We start from the raw sequence: 18,615 nt of genomic DNA, 5'->3' as shown, positions 1-18,615 counted from the left end.
GCCGCGCCGCCTCCCGTGCCGAAAACTTTCAGCCTCACAGCCTCTCAGCCCCTCGCGGCCCCTGCGGGCTCAGCGGTCTACGCCGCCGCCAGGAATGCCGCAAGTGCTCGGTAGAAGGCGTGGAGGTCTTCGATGTGCGCTAGTTCCCGAACCGAGTGCATGGCCAGCAACGGAATGCCTACGTCCACGGTGTCAATCCCTAGGCGGGTGGCACTCAGCGGACCGATGGTGGTGCCACCTGGCACAGCGTTGTTGTTCGCAAAGGACTGTGATGCAACGCCCGCACGCTCTACAGCCTGCACCCACGCCGCAGTAGCCCTGGTGGAGCTCGCATAACGCTGGTTCGCACTGAGCTTGAGCACGGGGCCTGCCCCCATCACCGGGGCGTTCGTGAGATCGTACCTCGAGGCATAATTCGGGTGCACGGAGTGCGCAGCATCCGCGGAAAGCATGGTAGACCTGGCGAACATCCGCGCCTTTTGCTCCACGTCTCCTCCCAGGGCATGAACGACGCGCCCCAGGGTCTCCTCCAAAAGCGGTCCCTCCGCGCCCGTCACGCTGCCGGAACCCACTTCCTCATGGTCAAAGCAAGCAACTACCGCGATGTCTTTCCCGGTTTCCAAATCATCGGCGGCATCAGCAAGCGCCCTGAGCGCGGGGAACACGCTGGAGAGGTTGTCCAAGCGTGGTGACGCCAATAGCCCAGAAGTCAGCACGCGCGATGGCTCCGCAGGGGAGGTAATGAGGTCATGGGCAACGATATCTGCCTCTGTGACCCCCAATACCTCCGCAACCTGAGCCAATACGCCGGTGTTTCCGGCATCGCCACCGAGGAGCCCCACCACAGGTTGCGTGTGTGCCTGGCGGTCAATTTCCACCGAAGTGCGTGGCTGGGGGCTCAAGTGGATAGCCAGGGAGGCGATGGTGAGCATCGGGGGCGTGTGCACCAGCCGGGTGGTGCCATCACGCAACGTCACCTGCCCGGCCAGCGTGAGATCTCGGTCAAACCATGAGTGCACGATGGGTCCACCGTAGACCTCAACGTTTGCCTGCAGCCAGCCGTGACTCTCGGTTGCAGACTGGTGCTTCAACTTGAACCCTGGTGAATCCGTGTGCGCGCCGATAATACGAAACGCCGATTCCTCCACATTTGCGCCCTTGGGGATCACCCAAGCAATCAGGGCTCCATCAACCACGAGCGCGAAGCGCCTTGGCCCTGCGTGCTCCAAGGCATCCTTAGTAGGGAATGCATCTGCCCTCTGCAACACCTCAAACCCCGCCTCTTGCAACAACTGCGCGCCCAAGGCCGCGGCGTGGAATGAGGAAGGCGACCCCGAAACATATTCGGTGAATCCATCTGCAAACGTTCGTGCTGTATCAACCATGCACACGAGTGTAATAGCCCCTCAGGACATGCGCCCTGAACAGGGAAAACAGCACCCTATTGGTGGGTGGCTCACGGGCGTGTCCGGCTGATTGATTAAGGTTGAACCCATGGAATCACCCGCCAAACCGCTTGCCCTCTCCCCTTCACGCGCCGGGGACTACGAGCAATGCCCCTTGCTCTACCGCTTTCGGGCAATTGACAAGCTGCCCGAACCAAAAACCACGGCGCAAGTGAAAGGCACCTTGGTCCATGCAGTGTTGGAAGAGATGTACGGCTGGCCGCGCGAGCAGCGCAGCTATCCAGCGGCAGTGAAGCGGCTCAAACCAAACTGGGCAACCATGTGTGAAAAGGACGCCGAGCTGCTGGAATTGGTTCCAGAAGAACACACTTTGGATTTCCTCGTGGAATGCCGCAGCCTCCTACGCGGCTACTTTGAAATGGAAGACCCCACGGGTTTTGACGCACATGCGGTGGAAATGTACGTGGACACCACCTTGCCCAACGGCGTACCGGTGCGTGGATTTATTGACCGTGTAGACATTGCCCCAACCGGGGAGGTCCGAGTTGTGGACTACAAAACGGGCAAAAAGCCCCTTCCCCAATACTCCGCACAGGCAAAGTTCCAGATGCGCTTCTACGCACTGGTGTACTGGCGCCTCTTCGGCACCATTCCGCAGCAACTTCGCTTGATGTACCTCAAGGTCATTGACTCCATGTTCCTCGCCCCCTCGAAAGAGGAGCTGGAGTACTTTGAGCATGACCTCAAGCGCCTCTGGGACCAGATAGAGCAGGATGGTCAAAGCGGCCAATTTGCGCCAAAGACCAGCAAGCTGTGCGGCTGGTGCGCACACCAATCGCTCTGTCCAGCTTTCGGCGGCACTCCACCTGCATACCCAGGTTGGCCGGGAAGCGCCGCCACCAGCTAAGTAAAGGCCGCCTTAGAACAGGCCCTTGATCTGGCCATCTACAACATTGATTCCATTTGCAGCAGGAGTCTTGGGGAGCCCAGGCATGGCGATAACATTGCCGGTCATGGCCACCACGAACCCGGCGCCAATGCGCGGCAGGAGCTCCCGAACATGGAGCACATGTCCGGTTGCCGCGCCGAGGGCGGTGGGGTCATCGCTGAAGGAATACTGCGTTTTGGAGATGCATACCGGCAGCGTGTCCCACCCATTTGCCTCCAAGTAAGCCAGGTCTTTGCGTGCCTTGGCGGAAAACTCCACTTCTGCTGCACCGTAGATTTCTTTGGCAATCGTTTCGATGGAAGCCTCCACGCCGCGCGCCGGATCATACAAAGGGTGATATTGCTCGCCGAAGCTCTGTTGAACAAGCTCAGCGAGTTCCTCGGCGCCGGCTCCGCCGCGTGCCCACACATCCGCGCTGGCTAGCGCCACGCCAAAACCTTCAGCCCATTCGCGCATGAACTGTTCCTCAGCAGGGGTGTCCGCGCTGAACCGGTTGAGGGCCACCACGGGGCTGATTCCGAACTTGCGGATGTTGCTCACGTGGCGCTCCAAGTTCACCACGCCCGCCGCGAGGGCCTCCAGGTTTTCCTGATTGAGCTCAGCGCGCGCAACGCCGCCGTTGTACTTCAAGGAGCGAATGGTGGCCACGATCACCACGGCATTCGGCTGCAAATGGCCGGCTCGAGCCTTGATGTCCAGAAACTTCTCCGCGCCCAAGTCTGAACCGAAGCCTGCTTCCGTAACCACCACGTCTGCCAACTGCAAAGCGGTGCGGGTAGCAATGAGGGAGTTGCAGCCATGGGCAATGTTGGCAAACGGCCCGCCGTGAACAAATGCTGGAGTACCACCCAGGGTTTGCACCAGGTTGGGGTGCAGCGCATCCTTCAACAGCGCCACCAGCGCGCCAGTTACCCCGAGCTGCCCCACCGTGACTGGCTCTCCTTGGAAGGTCTGGGCCACCACTACCTTTCCGATGCGCGTAGCAAGATCATCCAGATCCAAGGCAAGGCACAGGATTGCCATGAACTCGCTGGCAGCGGTGATGGTGAAGCCGGTTTCCTGCGGGTTGCCGTCGGCAAAGGCACCAAGGCCGGTAACGACGTGGCGCAGTGAGCGGTCATTCACATCCATACACCGCTGCCAGGTGATGCGACGAGGATCGATACCAAGCTCGTTGCCCTGGTGGATGTGGTTATCAATGAGTGCGGCGAGCGTGTTGGTGGCTGAGGTGATGGCATGGAAATCACCAGTGAAGTGCAGATTGATGTCCTCCATCGGCACCACCTGGGAGTAACCCCCGCCTGCAGCGCCGCCTTTAATGCCCATCACCGGCCCGAGTGAAGGCTCCCGCAACGCCACCATGGTCTTGAGCCCTGCCGCCTTGAGGGCGTCGGCAAGCCCAATCAACACGGTGGACTTGCCCTCCCCCGCTGGCGTTGGAGAAATTCCGGTGACCAAGATGAGTTTGCCGGGTTCAGACTGCGGGACGTGCGTGATATCTACTTTCGCCTTGGTGAAGCCGAATGGCACGAGAGCCTCCGGGGCGATGCCTGCGCGCTCGGCGATTGTGGTGATGGGTTCCAACGTGTGGGCTTGGGCGATTTCAACATCACTGAGCATGGTGTTTCCTTTCACGGTGTGCGCAAAAACGATGCGCGCCCACCCTCACAGAATCTGTGGAGACTGGACGCGCACGGGTGTTTCATTCTTGGGTCAAGGCACGATCATGGCCTTGGATTTCCCATTTTTAGTCGTCGAGGTACAGCGTACCCCGAAACACTGGGTGCATGAGGTTTTCCTTGCTCAGCACCTGGTTGAGGGTTTCCTCATCCATAAGGCCTTTTTCCAGCACGAGTTCGCGCACGGAACGGCCCGTGGCGGCGGCCTCCTTACCGATCATGTCACCATTGTGGTGCCCAATGAAGGGGTTGAGGTAGGTCACGATACCAATGGAGTTTTCCACGTACGCGCGGCAGACCTCTGGGTTTGCGGTAATACCCACCACGCACTTTTCGCGCAGGGCATCCGCTGCGTTGCCGAGGATGCGGATGGACTGGAACAAGGCCTCGCCGATCACGGGCTCCATCACGTTGAGTTGGAGCTGGCCTGCCTCCGCGGCCATGGTGACGGTGAGGTCGTTGCCAAAGACTTTGAAGCACACCTGGTTGACCACTTCTGGGATCACGGGATTCACCTTTGCCGGCATGATGGAGGAACCTGCCTGGCGTGGTGGCAGATTGATCTCGTGCAGGCCAGCGGTTGGACCGGAGGACAGCAAGCGGAGGTCATTGGAGATCTTGGAGAGCTTCATCGCTGCACGCTTCACAGCGGAGTGAGCGAGGACGTAGGCGCCAGTATCGCTGGTGGCCTCAATCAGGTCCCGTGCAGACTTCATCTCCAAACCGGTGACCTCCGAGAGCGAGGCCGTGACCTGATGGCGGTAGCCGGATGGGGTGTTCAAACCGGTGCCGATTGCGGTGGCGCCCAGGTTGATCTCCAGGAGGCGGTCCGCGGCGGTGCGCAGAATCGCCTGCTCTTCGGCCAGGTTGTGGGCGAAGGCCTGGAACTCCTCACCCAAGGTCATTGGCACAGCATCCTGGAGTTGAGTGCGGCCCATCTTCAAAATGTCGGCAAACTCCGCACCCTTTGCAGCGAAGGCCTTTTGAAGCTGGTCCACCTGGTCAATCAGGCGGGTCATGCACATGTACACACCCAAGCGGAAGCCGGTTGGGTAGGCGTCATTAGTGGACTGAGACATGTTCACGTCATCGTTGGGGTTGATGATGTGGTAGGAACCCTTGGGCTCCCCGAGGTACTCCAGCGCGAGGTTTGCCACTACCTCGTTAGTGTTCATGTTCAAAGAAGTGCCGGCGCCGCCCTGGAATACGTCAATTGGGAACTGGTCCATGCAGCGGCCGTGGTCCAGGATCTGATCACAGGCCCACACAATTGCCTCCGCCTTCTTGCGTGGCAAAGTGTGCAGGCGGCGGTTAGCAAGGGCAGCGGCCTTCTTCACGTACACCATGCCCTGAATGAACTCGGGCACATGGTTGATGGTGGTGCGGCTGATCTGGAAGTTATCAATAGCGCGCATCGTATGGATGCCGTAGTAGAACTCGTTGGACACCTCCATGGTGCCCAAAAGGTCTTCCTCCACGCGGGTGCCCTTGGAGAAGTCCTGCTCCTCAGACTTGCCTTCAGCCTTCGTGGTCTTCTTTGCCTTTGCAGCCTTTGCGCTCACTGCGCTCTCCTTTTCTACCTGTTCAGTTCGGTGTTCGGTTGGGATGTTTTCGAGGTTTTGGTCGGGGTCGCCCTTGGTGGCTTGGGCTTTCGCCTCCAGGACCTTGGCGGTTTGTTGTTTCTGCACGTCCGGTGCCGGTTGCACCTGAGGCGTTGAATCTTGCTCGGACTTACTCATATGGGGTGAATACTCCTTCTGGGATTCTTGTGGATTTGGCAGCGTCGGTACTGGCGGCAGTACCAGCGCCTGCATTCGCCTGGGTCAAACTCCGGGCTCTGCTGCTTGCCCAAAGCGCACCCCCGACGCCACGTGTTTGTGGAATGAGTGGGGAAACTCTGTGAAGTTGTGGGGGTGCCGTGCGCAGTTGCGTTTTCCAACCAAGGCCCGAGCCTTGCCGCCCTCTCCGCCCACTCCACGCTACTGGAGCATGGCCGCCTTGTGGCCGGAGTAAACTCGCGAGTTTTCAAACCCCAAAAATGTACTTTTACCTGCCTTTTGACAGTTAAAATTGTTGCTGCAGGATAGCAAAGGCTCGCTTTGGAACCCGCGGCCCAGAAGGCAAGATTTCAGCTTGCAAAGTTTTTTCTCTTGCCCTCCGATCCTCCTACCCCCGTTAGGGGTAAAAAGGCGAAATGATGGGAGCGCTGGGGGTGAGAGACGTGCCGTAACCATGCTCCTCAAAACGCATCAGAATCGGCTCGATCAGTTAGATCAACACGCCGCCGATCAAGTAACCGAGCAGCACCGAAAGCACAATCTGCAGCGTTCCGGGAATGAAGAATGGGTGATTGAACACGGCCTTGCCAATCCGGGTGGAGCCCGTATCATCCATTTCCACTGCAGCGAGCAGCGTTGGGTAGGTAGGAAGGATAAACAGTGCCGATACCGCGGGGAAAGCAGCCACCGCGGTTAATGGGCTTACACCCATCGCGAGTGCCGCCGGCATGAGCGCTTTCGCGGTTGCTGCCTGTGAGTACAGCAATGCCGCCGCGAAGAAGAGCACCACCGCGAGCAACCATGGGTATGCGTTGAGCAGATCCCCGGAAAAGTCTTGAATTTCTTCAATGTAGTGGTTCACCAGCGTGGTGCCTAGCCAGGCAACGCCAAGCACACACACGGAGGCAGACATGCCGGAACGGAACACTTGGGTGTTGAGGATGTCACCCGCGGGGAACTTGCACACCAGCACGATGATGGTTGCGGCGGTGAGCATCATCGCCATGATCGCCTCATTGCGCGGCAGCGTCGGTTCGCTGATCAGTCCCACTTGGTCAGAGATCGCGGTGGCGTACACCATCACAGCAAGGATGGCCACCAGGAAGATCACCACGGATGCCTTGGCTCCACGCACCGGCTCGTAGTGGGCCGCGCCCTTTGGAGGGCTTACCAACCCACGGTTAAGGCGATCTTGGTACTCAGCATCCGCCTCCAACTCCTTGCCCAAGCGGTTAGCCAACCAAGCGGTGGGGAAAATGGCCAGGAAGGTAGCTGGAATCAGGATGGCCAGCAGCGTGAGGTAGCCAACCCCAAGCGGCTCCATGATGCTCGCCATGAACACAACCGCTGCGGAAATGGGCGAGGCAGTGATGGCCATCTGAGACGCTGGCACGGCAACGGACAGCGGGCGGGAAGGCCGCACACCGGATTCCTTGGAAACTTCCACGATCACCGGCAGCGTACTAAACGCGGTATGGCCGGTGCCCGCGAACAACGTCATGAAGTAGGTGACCACCGGCGCAACATAGGTGATGTATTTCGGGTTCTTCCGCAATGCACGTTCTGCCAGGTGAACCAGATAATCCAGGCCACCTGCACGTTGCATCGCGGCGATAGCGGCGATCACGGCCATGATGATGCCAATGACGTCAAAAGGAATGTCATCGCGCGTCACGGCCACGCCGCTAAAGCCCAGCAGCATCACACCGGCGCCGCCGGCAAGACCAATAGCAATTGAGCCAAGGCGCGCGCCTAAAACGATTGCACAGAGCACTATCAGGATATGGACTACAGCCATACTTCTACACCTTTTCTGTGAAATAAGGAGGTGGTTGGGTGGAGAAAAATGCCTTCAAGGGCAAATACGCATGCCGCGCACAATACCGACGCAACCAGCATGCCGGGCACGGAGAATCCAATAACGGGAATCTGCTTCCCAAACACCAACGTGAGCTCAACGCGCCTATGGAATTTTCAAAAGCGTTGAGCTGAAGTGCTGCGTGTCTTTTGTTTCCTGGTGACGTTTCCCTGTTTCCCTGTCTCCCAGGCTGTTATCAGAACCTCACGCTCTGCTTCCCCCAGTGTGCGTGACAAACGGCAAAACCACAACCAAAAACCACAGAAACCAACAAAACGGGCGTTGTATAGGTATTAAATCGAGCTATATGCAGTGACGATTACCCTACCCAACGCCCATTGTGATTGTGCACTCACTATCGCCCTATAGGTAGGGGTACTGCGGCGCACATGAGGCTACTTTGGTGCCTTAGATTCGGGCGATGCGAATTTCCGAGGCCAAAATCGCCTCTGCTCCAAGTGCTGCGAGATCATCCATCACCTTGTTGGCATCGCGTCGCGGCACCATTGCGCGCACGGCAACCCATTCCTCGCGTGCAAGCGGGGAAACCGTCGGACCGGACAGACCAGGAGTGACCTCCGTTGCCGCAGGCAAAGCGGCACGAGAGACGTTGTAATCCAGCATTAAGTAGTTCTGGGCGTGCAAGATACCCTCAATACGGCGGAGGAACACGCGCTCCTGCTCGGAGACCTCACGGCCCTGCTGCCCCACCACCACCGCTTCAGAGGTGCAGATTACGGGGCCAAACGGCTCTAGGCCCTGCTTGCGCAGCGTGCGGCCAGTGGACACAACATCGGCGATGACGTCCGCGACCCCCAGCTTGATAGAGATCTCCACAGCGCCGTCGAGGCGGATCACTGATGCCTCCACGGATTGGGATGCCAGGTAGTCGCGCACCAGGTTCGGATAGGACGTGGCAATTCGCTTGCCCGCAAGATCGGAAACCTCCAGGTTCAACCCCTGAGGAGCTGCAAAGCGGAAGGTGGAGCTACCAAAGCCCAAGGCCATGACCTCGGAAACCTCCGCGCGAGAATCCGCAGCCAAATCACGGCCGGTGATGCCTAGATCAAGTTGCCCGCCAGCCACGTAGATCGCGATGTCCTTTGGGCGCAGGAAGAAGAACTCTACATCGTTCCTCTTGTCAATCACGTTGAGCTGCTTGGATTCCCCGCGGCCGGTGTACCCTGCCTCCTTGAGGATTTCCACAGCGGCCTCAGACAAAGACCCCTTATTCGGGATCGCAACTTTCAACATCGAGCTTCCTTCACATTCCAGCGCAAGTAGGGACACAAAAGGGGTACACACCCAGTGCGCCTCGGCCGCAAGCCGGGGAGCGCACAACAGGTGCGTGCAAGGGGTATTTACTAGGGGTGTTTAGAGGTATTTGTAAAGGTCCTCCGGGGTCAGGCCCCGGGCAATCATGATGGTTTGCAACCAGTACAGAAGCTGCGACATCTCCTCAGCCAGCTCTTCGTCGGACTGGTACTCAGCGGCAATCCACACCTCGCCGGCTTCCTCAATTACCTTTTTGCCCAGATGATGCACGCCTTTCTCAATGGCAGCTACTGTGCCAGACCCTTCCGGGCGGTCCTGCATCTTCTGGGTGAGCTCTGCAAAAAGGGAATCAAAATTCTTCACGCTGGCAATTGTTCCACACATCCTCCAGATCCCCCACCTCAACACCACAGTAGGAACCCTGTGGAAAATCTTGCACCCCATCCGGGCGTATTTGGGTAGCAAGCGGGGAAGCAAGCACAAGGCAACCCGCACCAACCGCGGCTGTCATCCCAGTGGTGGAATCCTCCACAGCCAAGCACTCCCCTGGTGCCATCCCGAGGGCGGCCGCTGCGCGCTCATAAATCATGGGGTCAGGCTTGCCTTGGGGCACATCATCACCGCACATGAACACGGAAAAGTACTGTGTACCCAAATGCTCCAGCACCGGCATTGCCAGTTCACGCGGGGTGTTGGTGACCACCGCATTCGGGACCCCCGCCTCCTGCAATTTGCGCAGCAATTGCTCCACGCCGGGCACAAACTCTCCCCGAGTGATTAAAAGATCCTGGACGCGGGCGAACATGGTGCGTCGGTAGTGCTCAAGCAACTCATCGTTGAGCGTAATCCCCGCGTGCTCTGCGCAGATGGTGGCGGTATTCAGAAAGGAACCGCCTACCGTGCGCTCGCGGAGTTCCGGGGTGATGCGCCGGCCCATCGCCTCGCTCATCTCATAGGTAGCGATCTCCCAGAGTGGCTCTGAGTCAATCAGCGTCCCGTCCATGTCCCACAGCACGGCGCGAAAACCGTTGCTTGTAGGATCCTTGGGAAGGTGTGAGTCAGTGTCCATGCAGCCAACAATGCCAGCACACCCAGCGCGAGGCAATTCAGGGATCTTGACGCTCTACGCGCCCTAGACGTTGAAGTACTTGGCCTCCGGGTGGTAGAGCACAAAGGCATCCGTGGATTGCTCAGGGTGCAATTGCAGTTCCTCAGACAAGCTCACGCCCAGGCGCTCCGGCTTCAGAAGCTCGACCAGGGTGCGGCGATCTTCCAAATCCGGGCAGGAACCGTAGCCAAAGGAGTAGCGGGCTCCGCGGTATTCCAAATCAAAGAAGCGCTCAAGGTCTTGAGAATCTTGATCGGCCGCGGTGGTGCCGTCGTTCAGCTTCAGCTCCGAGCGAACTCGCGCGTGCCAGTATTCAGCAAGCGCCTCGGTGAGTTGCACGCCGATGCCGTGCACTTCCAGGTAGTCGCGGTAGTTGTCTGCCTGGAAGAGTTCATTGGCAAAATCGGCGATTGGCGCGCCCATGGTGACCAACTGCATTGGGAACACGTCCACCTGTCCGGTTTCCTGCGCGAGCTCCTTGGATCGGATGAAGTCCGCGATGCACAAGAACTTCCCGCGCTGCTGGCGGGGGAAGTGGAACTGCGCGATCACCTCAGCGTTCGGGTCTGGCTCAGCGAGCAGCATCACAGTGTCCCCGCTGGATACCGCCGGGAAGTAGCCGTAAACCACTGCCGCGTGGTCCAGGATTCCCTCCGACTTCAGACGATCAATCCATGCGCGCAGGCGTGGGCGGCCCTCGGTTTCCACCAGCTCCTCGTAGCTTGGGCCTTCACCGCCGCGGGTGGCTTTGAGTCCCCAACGGCCCATGAACAGGGCGCGCTCATCCACCATAGGGAGGTACTCGGCCAGTGGGATGCCCTTGACAACCTTCGTTCCCCAGAACGGCGGGGTGGCCACCGGGACGTTGGTGGCAACATCGGAGCGGGCTGGCACCTCCACGGGCTGCGCTTCGGCCTTGCGCCGCGCTGCGATGGCTTTGGAGCGTTCCTTGCGCGCGCGTCGTTCCTCCCGCTTACGAGCGGCGGCCACGGCCTCCGGTGAGTTGGGGTCAAGCCCCTCCCCACGCACTCGTGCCATGAACTCCTGCATGAGGCGCAAGGACTCAAAGGCGTCCTTGGCGTAGTAGACATCGCCTTCATATACCTCAGTGAGGTCATCTTCCACATATGCGCGGGTGAGCGCGGCACCGCCGAGGATCACCGGGTAGTTGGCATCGCCAGAAGCATTCATCTCCTGGAGATTTTCCTTCATGATCACCGTGGACTTCACCAGCAACCCGGACATGCCAATGGCGTCTGCATTGTGCTCCTTTGCAGCATCCAGGATGTTCGAAATTGGCTGTTTAATGCCGATATTCACCACGTTGAAGCCATTGTTGGACAAGATGATATCCACCAGGTTTTTGCCAATATCGTGCACGTCACCCTTCACGGTAGCGATCACGATTGTGCCGTTGCTTCCGGAATCATCGCTTGCCTCCATGAACTGCTCCAGGTAGGCAACGGCGTGCTTCATGGTTTCGGCGGACTGCAGCACGAAGGGCAACTGCATCTGCCCGGAGCCGAAGAGCTCACCCACGGTCTTCATACCCGCGAGCAGGTCATCGTTCACGATGTCCAGCGGGGACTTCTCTTGCATTGCGGCATCGAGGTCCGCCTCCATGCCGGCCTTCTCACCGTCGATCACACGCTGGGCAATGCGCTCCAGCAGCGGCATCGCTGCTAGGGCTTCGGCGCGTGCATCCTTTGCCGACGCAGCCGAAACGCCTTCGAAGAGTGCCATGAAGGTTTGCAGTGGGTCGTAGTCTTCTGTGCGGCGGTCGTAGATCATGTCCAGCGCAACCTTGCGCTGCTGCTCATCGATCCGATTCATCGGCAGCAGCTTGGAGCTGTGCGCGATCGCGGAATCCAGGCCGGCCTCAATGCACTCGTTGAGGAACACGGAGTTCAGCACCTGGCGCGCCGCAGGGTTCAGGCCAAAGGAGATATTGGAAAGGCCCAGCGTGAGGTGGATGTCCGGGTAAAGCTGGCGCAGGGTGCGGATGGCCTCGATGGTTTCAATGCCATCGCGGCGGGTTTCTTCCTGTCCCGTGGAGATTGGGAAGGTGAGCGTATCCACAATGATGTCGCGCACATGCAGACCCCACGTTTGGGTAATGTCCTGGATGAGGCGCTGCGCGATCTCCACCTTCTTTTCCGCAGTGCGGGCCTGGCCCTCCTCATCAATGGTGAGCGCCACCACCGCTGCACCGTGCTTGACCACCTCTCGCATGATGCGCTGGTAGCGGGAGTCCGGACCGTCGCCATCTTCAAAGTTCACGGAGTTCACCGCGCAACGTCCGCCGAGGTGCTCAAGGCCCACCTTGATCACTTCCGGCTCGGTGGAGTCGATCATGATCGGCAGCGTAGAGCTGGTGGCCAGAAGGCTTGCCAGCGCGGCCATGTCCTCGCGGCCGTCACGGCCCACGTAGTCCACGCAGAGGTCGAGCATGTGGGCGCCGTCGCGGGTCTGCTGCTTGGCGATGTCTACGCAGGTTTCCAAGTCTCCGGCGAGCATAGCCTCGCGGAATGCCTTGGAGCCATTGGCGTTGGTGCGCTCACCGATCAGCGTGATGCCAGTGTCTTGGGTGAGATTCACCGAGGTATAGAGTGAGGCCACCGCATCTTGGGTAACGGGGTGGCGCTCCGCCTGCTCTGCGTTGCCCACCACCGCGTCACGCACTGCGGAAATGTGCTCAGGGGTAGTGCCACAGCAGCCGCCGACCATGGCCAGGCCGTACTCCTCCACGAATCCCTTCAATGCCACGCCCAGCTCTGCGGCAGTGAGCGGATACTCCGCACCGTTTTTACCCAGCACTGGTAGACCCGCGTTCGGCATTACGGAAACCGGGATGCTGGCGTTGTGGGAGAGGTAGCGCAGGTGCTCACTCATTTCCTCAGGGCCGGTGGCGCAGTTGAGGCCGATCATGTCAATCCCCAAAGGCTCTAGCGCGGTGAGTGCTGCGCCGATCTCAGAGCCAAGCAGCATGGTGCCGGTGGTCTCTACCGTCACGTGCACCACCAGCGGCAGGCGGTACCCCACCTGAGCGAAGGCTTCCTGGCAACCCAAGACCGCGGCCTTGACCTGTAGGAGGTCCTGTGCAGTCTCGATGAGGATGGCGTCAGCGCCGGCCTTTGCCATACCCAGCGCGGCCTCGGTGTAGTACTCCTTCAAGTCATTGAAGGGCGCGTGCCCCAGGGAAGGCAACTTGGTTCCGGGGCCCATGGAGCCCAGGACGAAGCGCGGCATTCCATCACGCCCAGGCCCCATTTCATCGGCAACCTCGCGGGCAATCGCCACACCCTTGTAGGCCAGTTCTTGGCAGCGATCCGCGATGTCATAGTCGGCCAAGTTCGGTAGGTTGCAGCCAAAGGTGTTGGTCTCAACCAGGTCGGCGCCCGCCGCAAAGTAGTTGCGGTGGATTTGCGCCACCACGTCCGGCCGGGTGTGGTTGAGGATCTCATTGCAGCCCTCAAGCCCAAGGAAGTCTGCATCTACGTCAAGGTCAAAGCCTTGCAATTGGGTGCCCATGGCGCCGTCGCCAATCAGCACGGTGGAGTTGAGGGCATCCAGAAAGGCTGTGGACTTCAAGGGGAGGTGCGCTGCGGTTTCCATAGAGTAGACAGCTTAGTACGCAATAACTCCGCCTGCAATGAACCTCCACCCGCACGCCCCGCCTCCGCACCGCCAAGCACCGGGGCCGCGAGCGCGCTCCGCAAACACCCCTCCCCGATCTGCTCCTAGTTGGTTTTACCTGCGCGGACGGTACGCAGCACCACTTGGGTGGCTTGGGAGATGAACTCAGCTTCCTGCGCTCGGTGCTTCGGGAACAGCATGAGGTTTTCCGCCATAGACCCGGCGGTGATGTTCCCGGCCTCGCGCTGAGGATCAAAGTAATGCGCGTGAATATTAATCCGCCCTAGGTCCACCGGTATCAGCCCACTGAGCCCCATTTGGCATACATAATCCCCGGCGAAGCATAGACGCAGGTGCGAAATCCGCTGGTCCGGCAGGTAGAGCGGAATCGGAAGGTATCCGTGCAGGTTGGGCAACGTAGCCGTCTCGGCCAGAATGCCGGAAACCGGCTGGAAAGGATCGCCCAACGTCATGGCAGTCACTGTGTTCCCTCGCGCCGTCACCCGCTCATAGAGCCAAGGTTCCACGGCATTGTTCACCAATACGCCCTGGCTGTAGCCAGCCAGCAGATAGTTTGGCTTACACCCAGTGTCCCGCTCATAGGCCTCGATCGCCGCCTTGGTGTGGGCGATCCCCATGTCCATGCTCGTGTTGAAGCCCTGCGCAACTTCACGAGCCACCCCGCGTGGCCCCTTTTCCCGCAGGTCAACGCGCGCCTCCGAGGACCCCGAAAGGCTTAAGTGTTCCAGGTACTCCGGAAAAGGAATCTCCGCCGGGTACTGGCTCGGCGGTAGCGCGATCACTGGCAGCGGCGCCAACGCGCGGGCCTCCGCATCTGGATGCGCGGCCAGCGCCGCATTGAGTGAATTGAGGAAGCCGCGGAGGTTGGGAGAAAGGTTGTCCGTTCCCAACTGCTCCGGCTTGTTCTGGTTGCTTCCGCGGCTCGCCACCACCACCAGCGGCGCGCATTCCTGAGGCTGGGTTGCTTGGACATGGGCAGCTGTGTCAGCTTGGGCGGCTTGGGCGCCGCTTCCCGACGCCAGCACGGCGCCTGCGCAGCTCACCGCGGCTAGGCCGATTGCGGCGAGACGGCGGACAAGAGGGCGAAGTTGAGGCTTGTGTGTTCCCATTGTGAGCTCCTTTGAGGGAAAGGTGCAGACTTAGGAACTATTGAACACTATTTGAAACTGAATATCTCACTCAGTGAGCTTCAGTGAGCTTTAGTGAGCTACAGCACCCCCACAAATGGTGCTGAAACTTGGAGACACGGCCACTAGTCCTCTGTGGCTTCATCCCCGCCGAAGGCCGGCAGCTCACCGATGTCTCCGTAGCCCGCATCCTGCCAAGCAACCTCGATGAATTGGTGAAGCTCCACCTCCTCTTCGTTATCGATGACCATCCAGAAGTAGCGTTCATTGAACGCATCCAGGGTTTCGATGAGCGCTGCGGTGGTTTGCGAAGGATCCACCCCCACCTCATAGGTTTGTTTGAGAAAACCGCGCAGGATGGCCTCAAGTTCACCCACGGCATTAGCCGGAAATGGCTGTTCCCAGTATTCGCGCTCCTCTGGGCGCAGGTAGGAGCCGGTTGCAACGGCTTCGAGCGTGGCAAGCAGGTCATCCAACAGCTCAGGGGCAAGCGGGCGGTTCTGCGTCATAGCTTCACTCCAAGCAATGCATCCAGGGCTTGGGCAACCACAATGCCCGCTTCCGAATCCCCCTCAGCCTCCGTCCCTGAAACGGTGGCTTGCTCAAGCTGCTCGTGTGCCCACGCGTCTACCGCGGCCAATGCAGCTGGGGTGTTGAGGTCATTGGCCAAAAGGTCGGAGACTTCAAAAATGAGATTGTGGGCCAAGGTGACGTCAGTAGCCGCACTGCATGCCTGTGCCCAGAGTTGCCTGCGTTGCTGCGCGTGCTGGAGGAGTTCCTCGCTCCAACTGCGGTCCGTCCGGTAGTGCCCGGCGAACAGCCCCAGGCGGATTTCGCTAGGGTGTACTCCCCTCGCGCGCAGCCGAGAGACGAACTCAAGGTTGCCCAGGGATTTGCTCATTTTTTCGCCGTCGAGCTCAATCATTCCGGTGTGCACATAGTGGTTGGCCATCCTCGGCACCCCGTGCGCCGCCTCTGCGTGGGCCGCAGAGAACTCGTGGTGCGGGAACAGCAGGTCGCTGCCGCCGCCCTGAATGGCAAAGTGCGCACCCAGGCGGTTGGTGGCGATCGCGGAACACTCCACATGCCAGCCAGGGCGACCCGCACCAAACGGCGCCTGCCACGCTGGTTCACCAGGGCGTTCGGCGCGCCACAAGAGGGCGTCGAGCGGATCACGCTTGCCAGGGCGCTCGGGGTCCCCACCGCGTTGGGAGAACAACTCCAGCATCTGTGCGCGGTCCAGGCGAGATTCATAACCGAACTGGCTCGTGGCAGAAATACTCGCGTAGATGTCTGGGTATTCATCACCTACAAGCTGGTACGCCGCCCCAACCTCGAGCAGACGCTGCACCATTGCCACGACCTCGTCCACGCTCTCCATGGCGCCGACGTAATCGCGCGGCGGGAGCACGCTGAGTGCCTCCATGTCACTGCGGAACAGGTCAATCTGGGAGCTGCCAAGTTCACGCCAATCCACTCCGTCGCGCTCAGCGCGCTCAAAGAGTGGATCGTCAACGTCGGTGATGTTTTGCACGTAATGCACCTTGTGTCCGCGGGCCAACAACTGGCGGTACACGAGGTCAAAGGCCAAGTACGTGGCCGCATGGCCCAGGTGCGTGGAGTCATAAGGGGTGATACCGCACACGTACATCCCCACCTCTGGCCCACTCACGTCCACGGGGGTCACAGCCCGGTGCGAGCTGTCATACAACTCCAGCACCGAGGTTGGCACCAACTCCTTCGGGAGAACTGGAACGGTAGGTTCAGGCCATGAATGCATGATTCACACCTTAGCGTGCCACAACCCAGCGCGCCCATCCCCCACTGAGCACTCGCCTGCTATCCCACCGTAACGCCTGCTAAGGCTGCTATGCCTGCTCTGGCGGCTATGGCTGCAGCACGCCGATTGCCAGCAGGCCCATCACAGCCAAGCCCACCGGGATGCGGTACGCGGCAAACCAGGCGAAGGAATTATTGGAAACAAACTTGAGCAGCCAAGCAATTGAGGCGTAGCCGAGGACAAAACAAATCGCGGTGCCTACGAGGAGCTGGGCCCCGGTTGCCGCTTGGCCGGCGGTGGGATTGAAAGCGTCGGGAAGCGAGAACAAACCGGATGCAAACACCGCTGGGATAGCCAGCAAGAAGGAAAAGCGTGCCGCAACCTCGCGGTCAAGGCCAGTGAACAGACCTGCGGAGATCGTGCCGCCGGAGCGGGAGACACCTGGGATCAGCGCGAGGCACTGAGCGAAACCCATGATGAGGGCGTCTTTGTACATAAGTTCGGTGTAGCCGCGGTTCTTCTTGCCCCAGCGCTCCGCAGCGATGAACACGAAGGAGAACAGCACGAGCACGGTGGCGGTAATCCAAAGGTTGCGCAGCGCATCGCGTATATAGTCCTTGGCCAGAAAGCCGATCACCGCAACCGGGATCGAGCCCAGGATCACCATCCAGCCCATACGGTATTCAAAACCGCGGGCGTGCTTGTTGAACAGCCCGCGCAGCCAGCCGGATGCGATGTTGAAGATGTCTTTGGCAAAAAACACCAACACAGCGAGTTCGGTGCCGAGCTGCACCACGGCGGTAAAGGAGGCGCCGGCGTCTTGGCCCCAGAACAGCTCGGACACGATGCGCAAATGCCCGGAGGAGCTGATGGGGAGGAACTCCGTGAGGCCCTGCACAATGGAGAGCACGATCACTTGCCACCAGGACATGTCAGTGGTGGCGCCAACTTGGGCTTGGGCAAGGATGGCGATATCTGAATTCACAAGGTGCAACGCTACCACTACTGTGAAGCAAGTGAAGTATCTACCAGTGGGTCGCAGCGGACTAAAAGTTTCCAACCTGGGTTTAGGCACCCAAACATGGGGCCGTGGCACGAGCCAAGACGATGCCACCGCGATGCTTCAGCAATACCACCTACAAGGCGGCAACTTTGTGGAGCTGGCCCCTGACGCGTTCCCCATGTTCGCCACCGCAGCCGCCGCAACCGGCATCAACAAGGATCGCGATGAACTGGTGCTTTCCGTTGCGTCTGGCGTGGATGAACGAGCAACCTACGGGCATCGAGTGGATACCTCCAGGCGCAATCTGCTCGCGGAACTGGATCACGCGCTGCGCTCCCTCCAGGTGGATCACATCGATCTGTGGACCGTGGGTCACTGGGATCCGCAGGTCCCCTGCGAGGAAGTAGCACACACCCTGAGCACTGCGATCAACCAGGGCAAAGTTCGCTACGCCGGGGTTCGCGGCTACGAAGGCTGGCAATTGGCGCTGCTGCACAGCCAGATCCCCCACCTGCTGGTTGCCGCGCAGAGTGAATATCACCTGCTTGCCCGCGGCGCCGAAACGCAGTTGATTCCCGCAGCGAGCTACCTGGGCGTCGGAGTGATTGCGGGGGCTCCGATCGCGCACGGCGTGCTCAGCGGCCAGTACCAGCACGGCATCCCTCAGGATTCCAGGGCCGCGCGCGGGCAGCATACCGACGTCCACGCGTTGCTCGCAGCCACCACCGGCGGTGAAAACGGTGAGAATGGCGAGAGGGCCAACCGCGTGCTCCGAGCCCTCGCCGCCCTCGCTACCGCAGCAGAGGGTTTGGGCATCTCCATGGCTGTTGCCGCGAGCGCGTGGGTGCGCCAGCAACCGGGCGTGAGCGCGATCGTTTCCACCCCGCGCACCCCGCAGCAGTTGCAGGAGTATCTGGAAAGTGCGCAAGTCCACATTCCTCGCAGCATTCTCGCAGCACTGGACGACGTTACCCTTTAGCCCACCTGATAGGCTT

The 18,615-nt window shown here is 59.9% G+C and carries 14 protein-coding genes; 2 read left to right on the top strand and 12 right to left on the bottom strand.

The genetic code is table 11. The features are described from left to right. Positions 1-77: 77 nt before the first annotated feature. Complete coding sequence (locus NQ050_RS04615) at positions 78-1,385, bottom strand: M18 family aminopeptidase (protein WP_257038111.1); 1,308 nt, start codon at positions 1,383-1,385, stop codon at positions 78-80. Positions 1,386-1,494: 109 nt separating this feature from the next. Between NQ050_RS04615 and NQ050_RS04610 the strand changes: the two genes are divergently transcribed. Beyond that, positions 1,495-2,313, top strand: coding sequence for a RecB family exonuclease (locus NQ050_RS04610; RefSeq protein ID WP_257038110.1), 819 nt, complete (start codon positions 1,495-1,497; stop codon positions 2,311-2,313). 12 nt (positions 2,314-2,325) lie between these two features. On the opposite strand, the gene NQ050_RS04605 is transcribed toward NQ050_RS04610, so the two are convergent. The 11 genes from NQ050_RS04605 to NQ050_RS04555 form a co-directional block, all read right to left on the bottom strand. Further along, positions 2,326-3,975: a formate--tetrahydrofolate ligase gene (locus tag NQ050_RS04605; RefSeq protein WP_257038109.1), complete on the bottom strand. Its 1,650-nt coding sequence runs from the start codon at positions 3,973-3,975 to the stop codon at positions 2,326-2,328. Between the two features lie 127 nt (positions 3,976-4,102). Then, a complete protein-coding gene (gene aspA, locus NQ050_RS04600; RefSeq protein ID WP_257038108.1) occupies positions 4,103-5,773 on the bottom strand; it encodes an aspartate ammonia-lyase in 1,671 nt (556 codons plus the stop codon). Positions 5,774-6,302: 529 nt separating this feature from the next. Further along, on the bottom strand, positions 6,303-7,610 hold the full coding sequence (locus NQ050_RS04595) for an anaerobic C4-dicarboxylate transporter (RefSeq protein WP_257038107.1): 1,308 nt from the start codon (positions 7,608-7,610) through the stop codon (positions 6,303-6,305). Positions 7,611-8,078: 468 nt separating this feature from the next. Further along, on the bottom strand, positions 8,079-8,924 hold the full coding sequence (gene hisG, locus NQ050_RS04590; RefSeq protein ID WP_257038106.1) for an ATP phosphoribosyltransferase: 846 nt from the start codon (positions 8,922-8,924) through the stop codon (positions 8,079-8,081). Positions 8,925-9,044: 120 nt separating this feature from the next. Further along, the gene (locus NQ050_RS04585; RefSeq protein ID WP_257038105.1) at positions 9,045-9,329 is read right to left on the bottom strand and encodes a phosphoribosyl-ATP diphosphatase; all 285 of its coding nucleotides are present in this window, start codon (positions 9,327-9,329) and stop codon (positions 9,045-9,047) included. After that, the gene (locus NQ050_RS04580; protein ID WP_257038104.1) at positions 9,295-10,014 is read right to left on the bottom strand and encodes an HAD family phosphatase; all 720 of its coding nucleotides are present in this window, start codon (positions 10,012-10,014) and stop codon (positions 9,295-9,297) included. Before NQ050_RS04580 ends, NQ050_RS04585 begins: the two co-directional genes overlap by 35 nt. A 63-nt stretch (positions 10,015-10,077) precedes the next feature. Further along, entirely contained in the window at positions 10,078-13,668 is a 3,591-nt protein-coding gene (gene metH / locus NQ050_RS04575; RefSeq protein WP_257038103.1) for a methionine synthase, read from the bottom strand. Between the two features lie 125 nt (positions 13,669-13,793). Continuing rightward, positions 13,794-14,819 (bottom strand): PE-PPE domain-containing protein, encoded by a 1,026-nt coding sequence (locus NQ050_RS04570; protein ID WP_257038102.1) that lies wholly within the window; start codon positions 14,817-14,819, stop codon positions 13,794-13,796. Positions 14,820-14,962: 143 nt separating this feature from the next. Then, positions 14,963-15,346, bottom strand: coding sequence for a hypothetical protein (locus NQ050_RS04565; RefSeq protein ID WP_257038101.1), 384 nt, complete (start codon positions 15,344-15,346; stop codon positions 14,963-14,965). Then, positions 15,343-16,617: a cysteine--1-D-myo-inosityl 2-amino-2-deoxy-alpha-D-glucopyranoside ligase gene (gene mshC / locus NQ050_RS04560; protein ID WP_257038100.1), complete on the bottom strand. Its 1,275-nt coding sequence runs from the start codon at positions 16,615-16,617 to the stop codon at positions 15,343-15,345. The genes NQ050_RS04565 and mshC overlap by 4 nt, the downstream gene beginning before the upstream one ends. Before the next feature lie 106 nt (positions 16,618-16,723). Further along, on the bottom strand, positions 16,724-17,548 hold the full coding sequence (locus tag NQ050_RS04555; protein ID WP_257038170.1) for an undecaprenyl-diphosphate phosphatase: 825 nt from the start codon (positions 17,546-17,548) through the stop codon (positions 16,724-16,726). Positions 17,549-17,633: 85 nt separating this feature from the next. Between NQ050_RS04555 and NQ050_RS04550 the strand changes: the two genes are divergently transcribed. Beyond that, positions 17,634-18,599, top strand: coding sequence for an aldo/keto reductase (locus NQ050_RS04550; protein ID WP_257038099.1), 966 nt, complete (start codon positions 17,634-17,636; stop codon positions 18,597-18,599). Positions 18,600-18,615 lie beyond the last annotated feature (16 nt).

This window comes from Corynebacterium sp. 122RC1, from assembly GCF_024580955.1.
GTDB classification, from domain to species: domain Bacteria; phylum Actinomycetota; class Actinomycetes; order Mycobacteriales; family Mycobacteriaceae; genus Corynebacterium; species Corynebacterium kozikiae.
The sequence above is the reverse complement of the archived record's forward strand: the minus strand, read 5'-3'. Positions and strand labels throughout refer to the sequence as shown.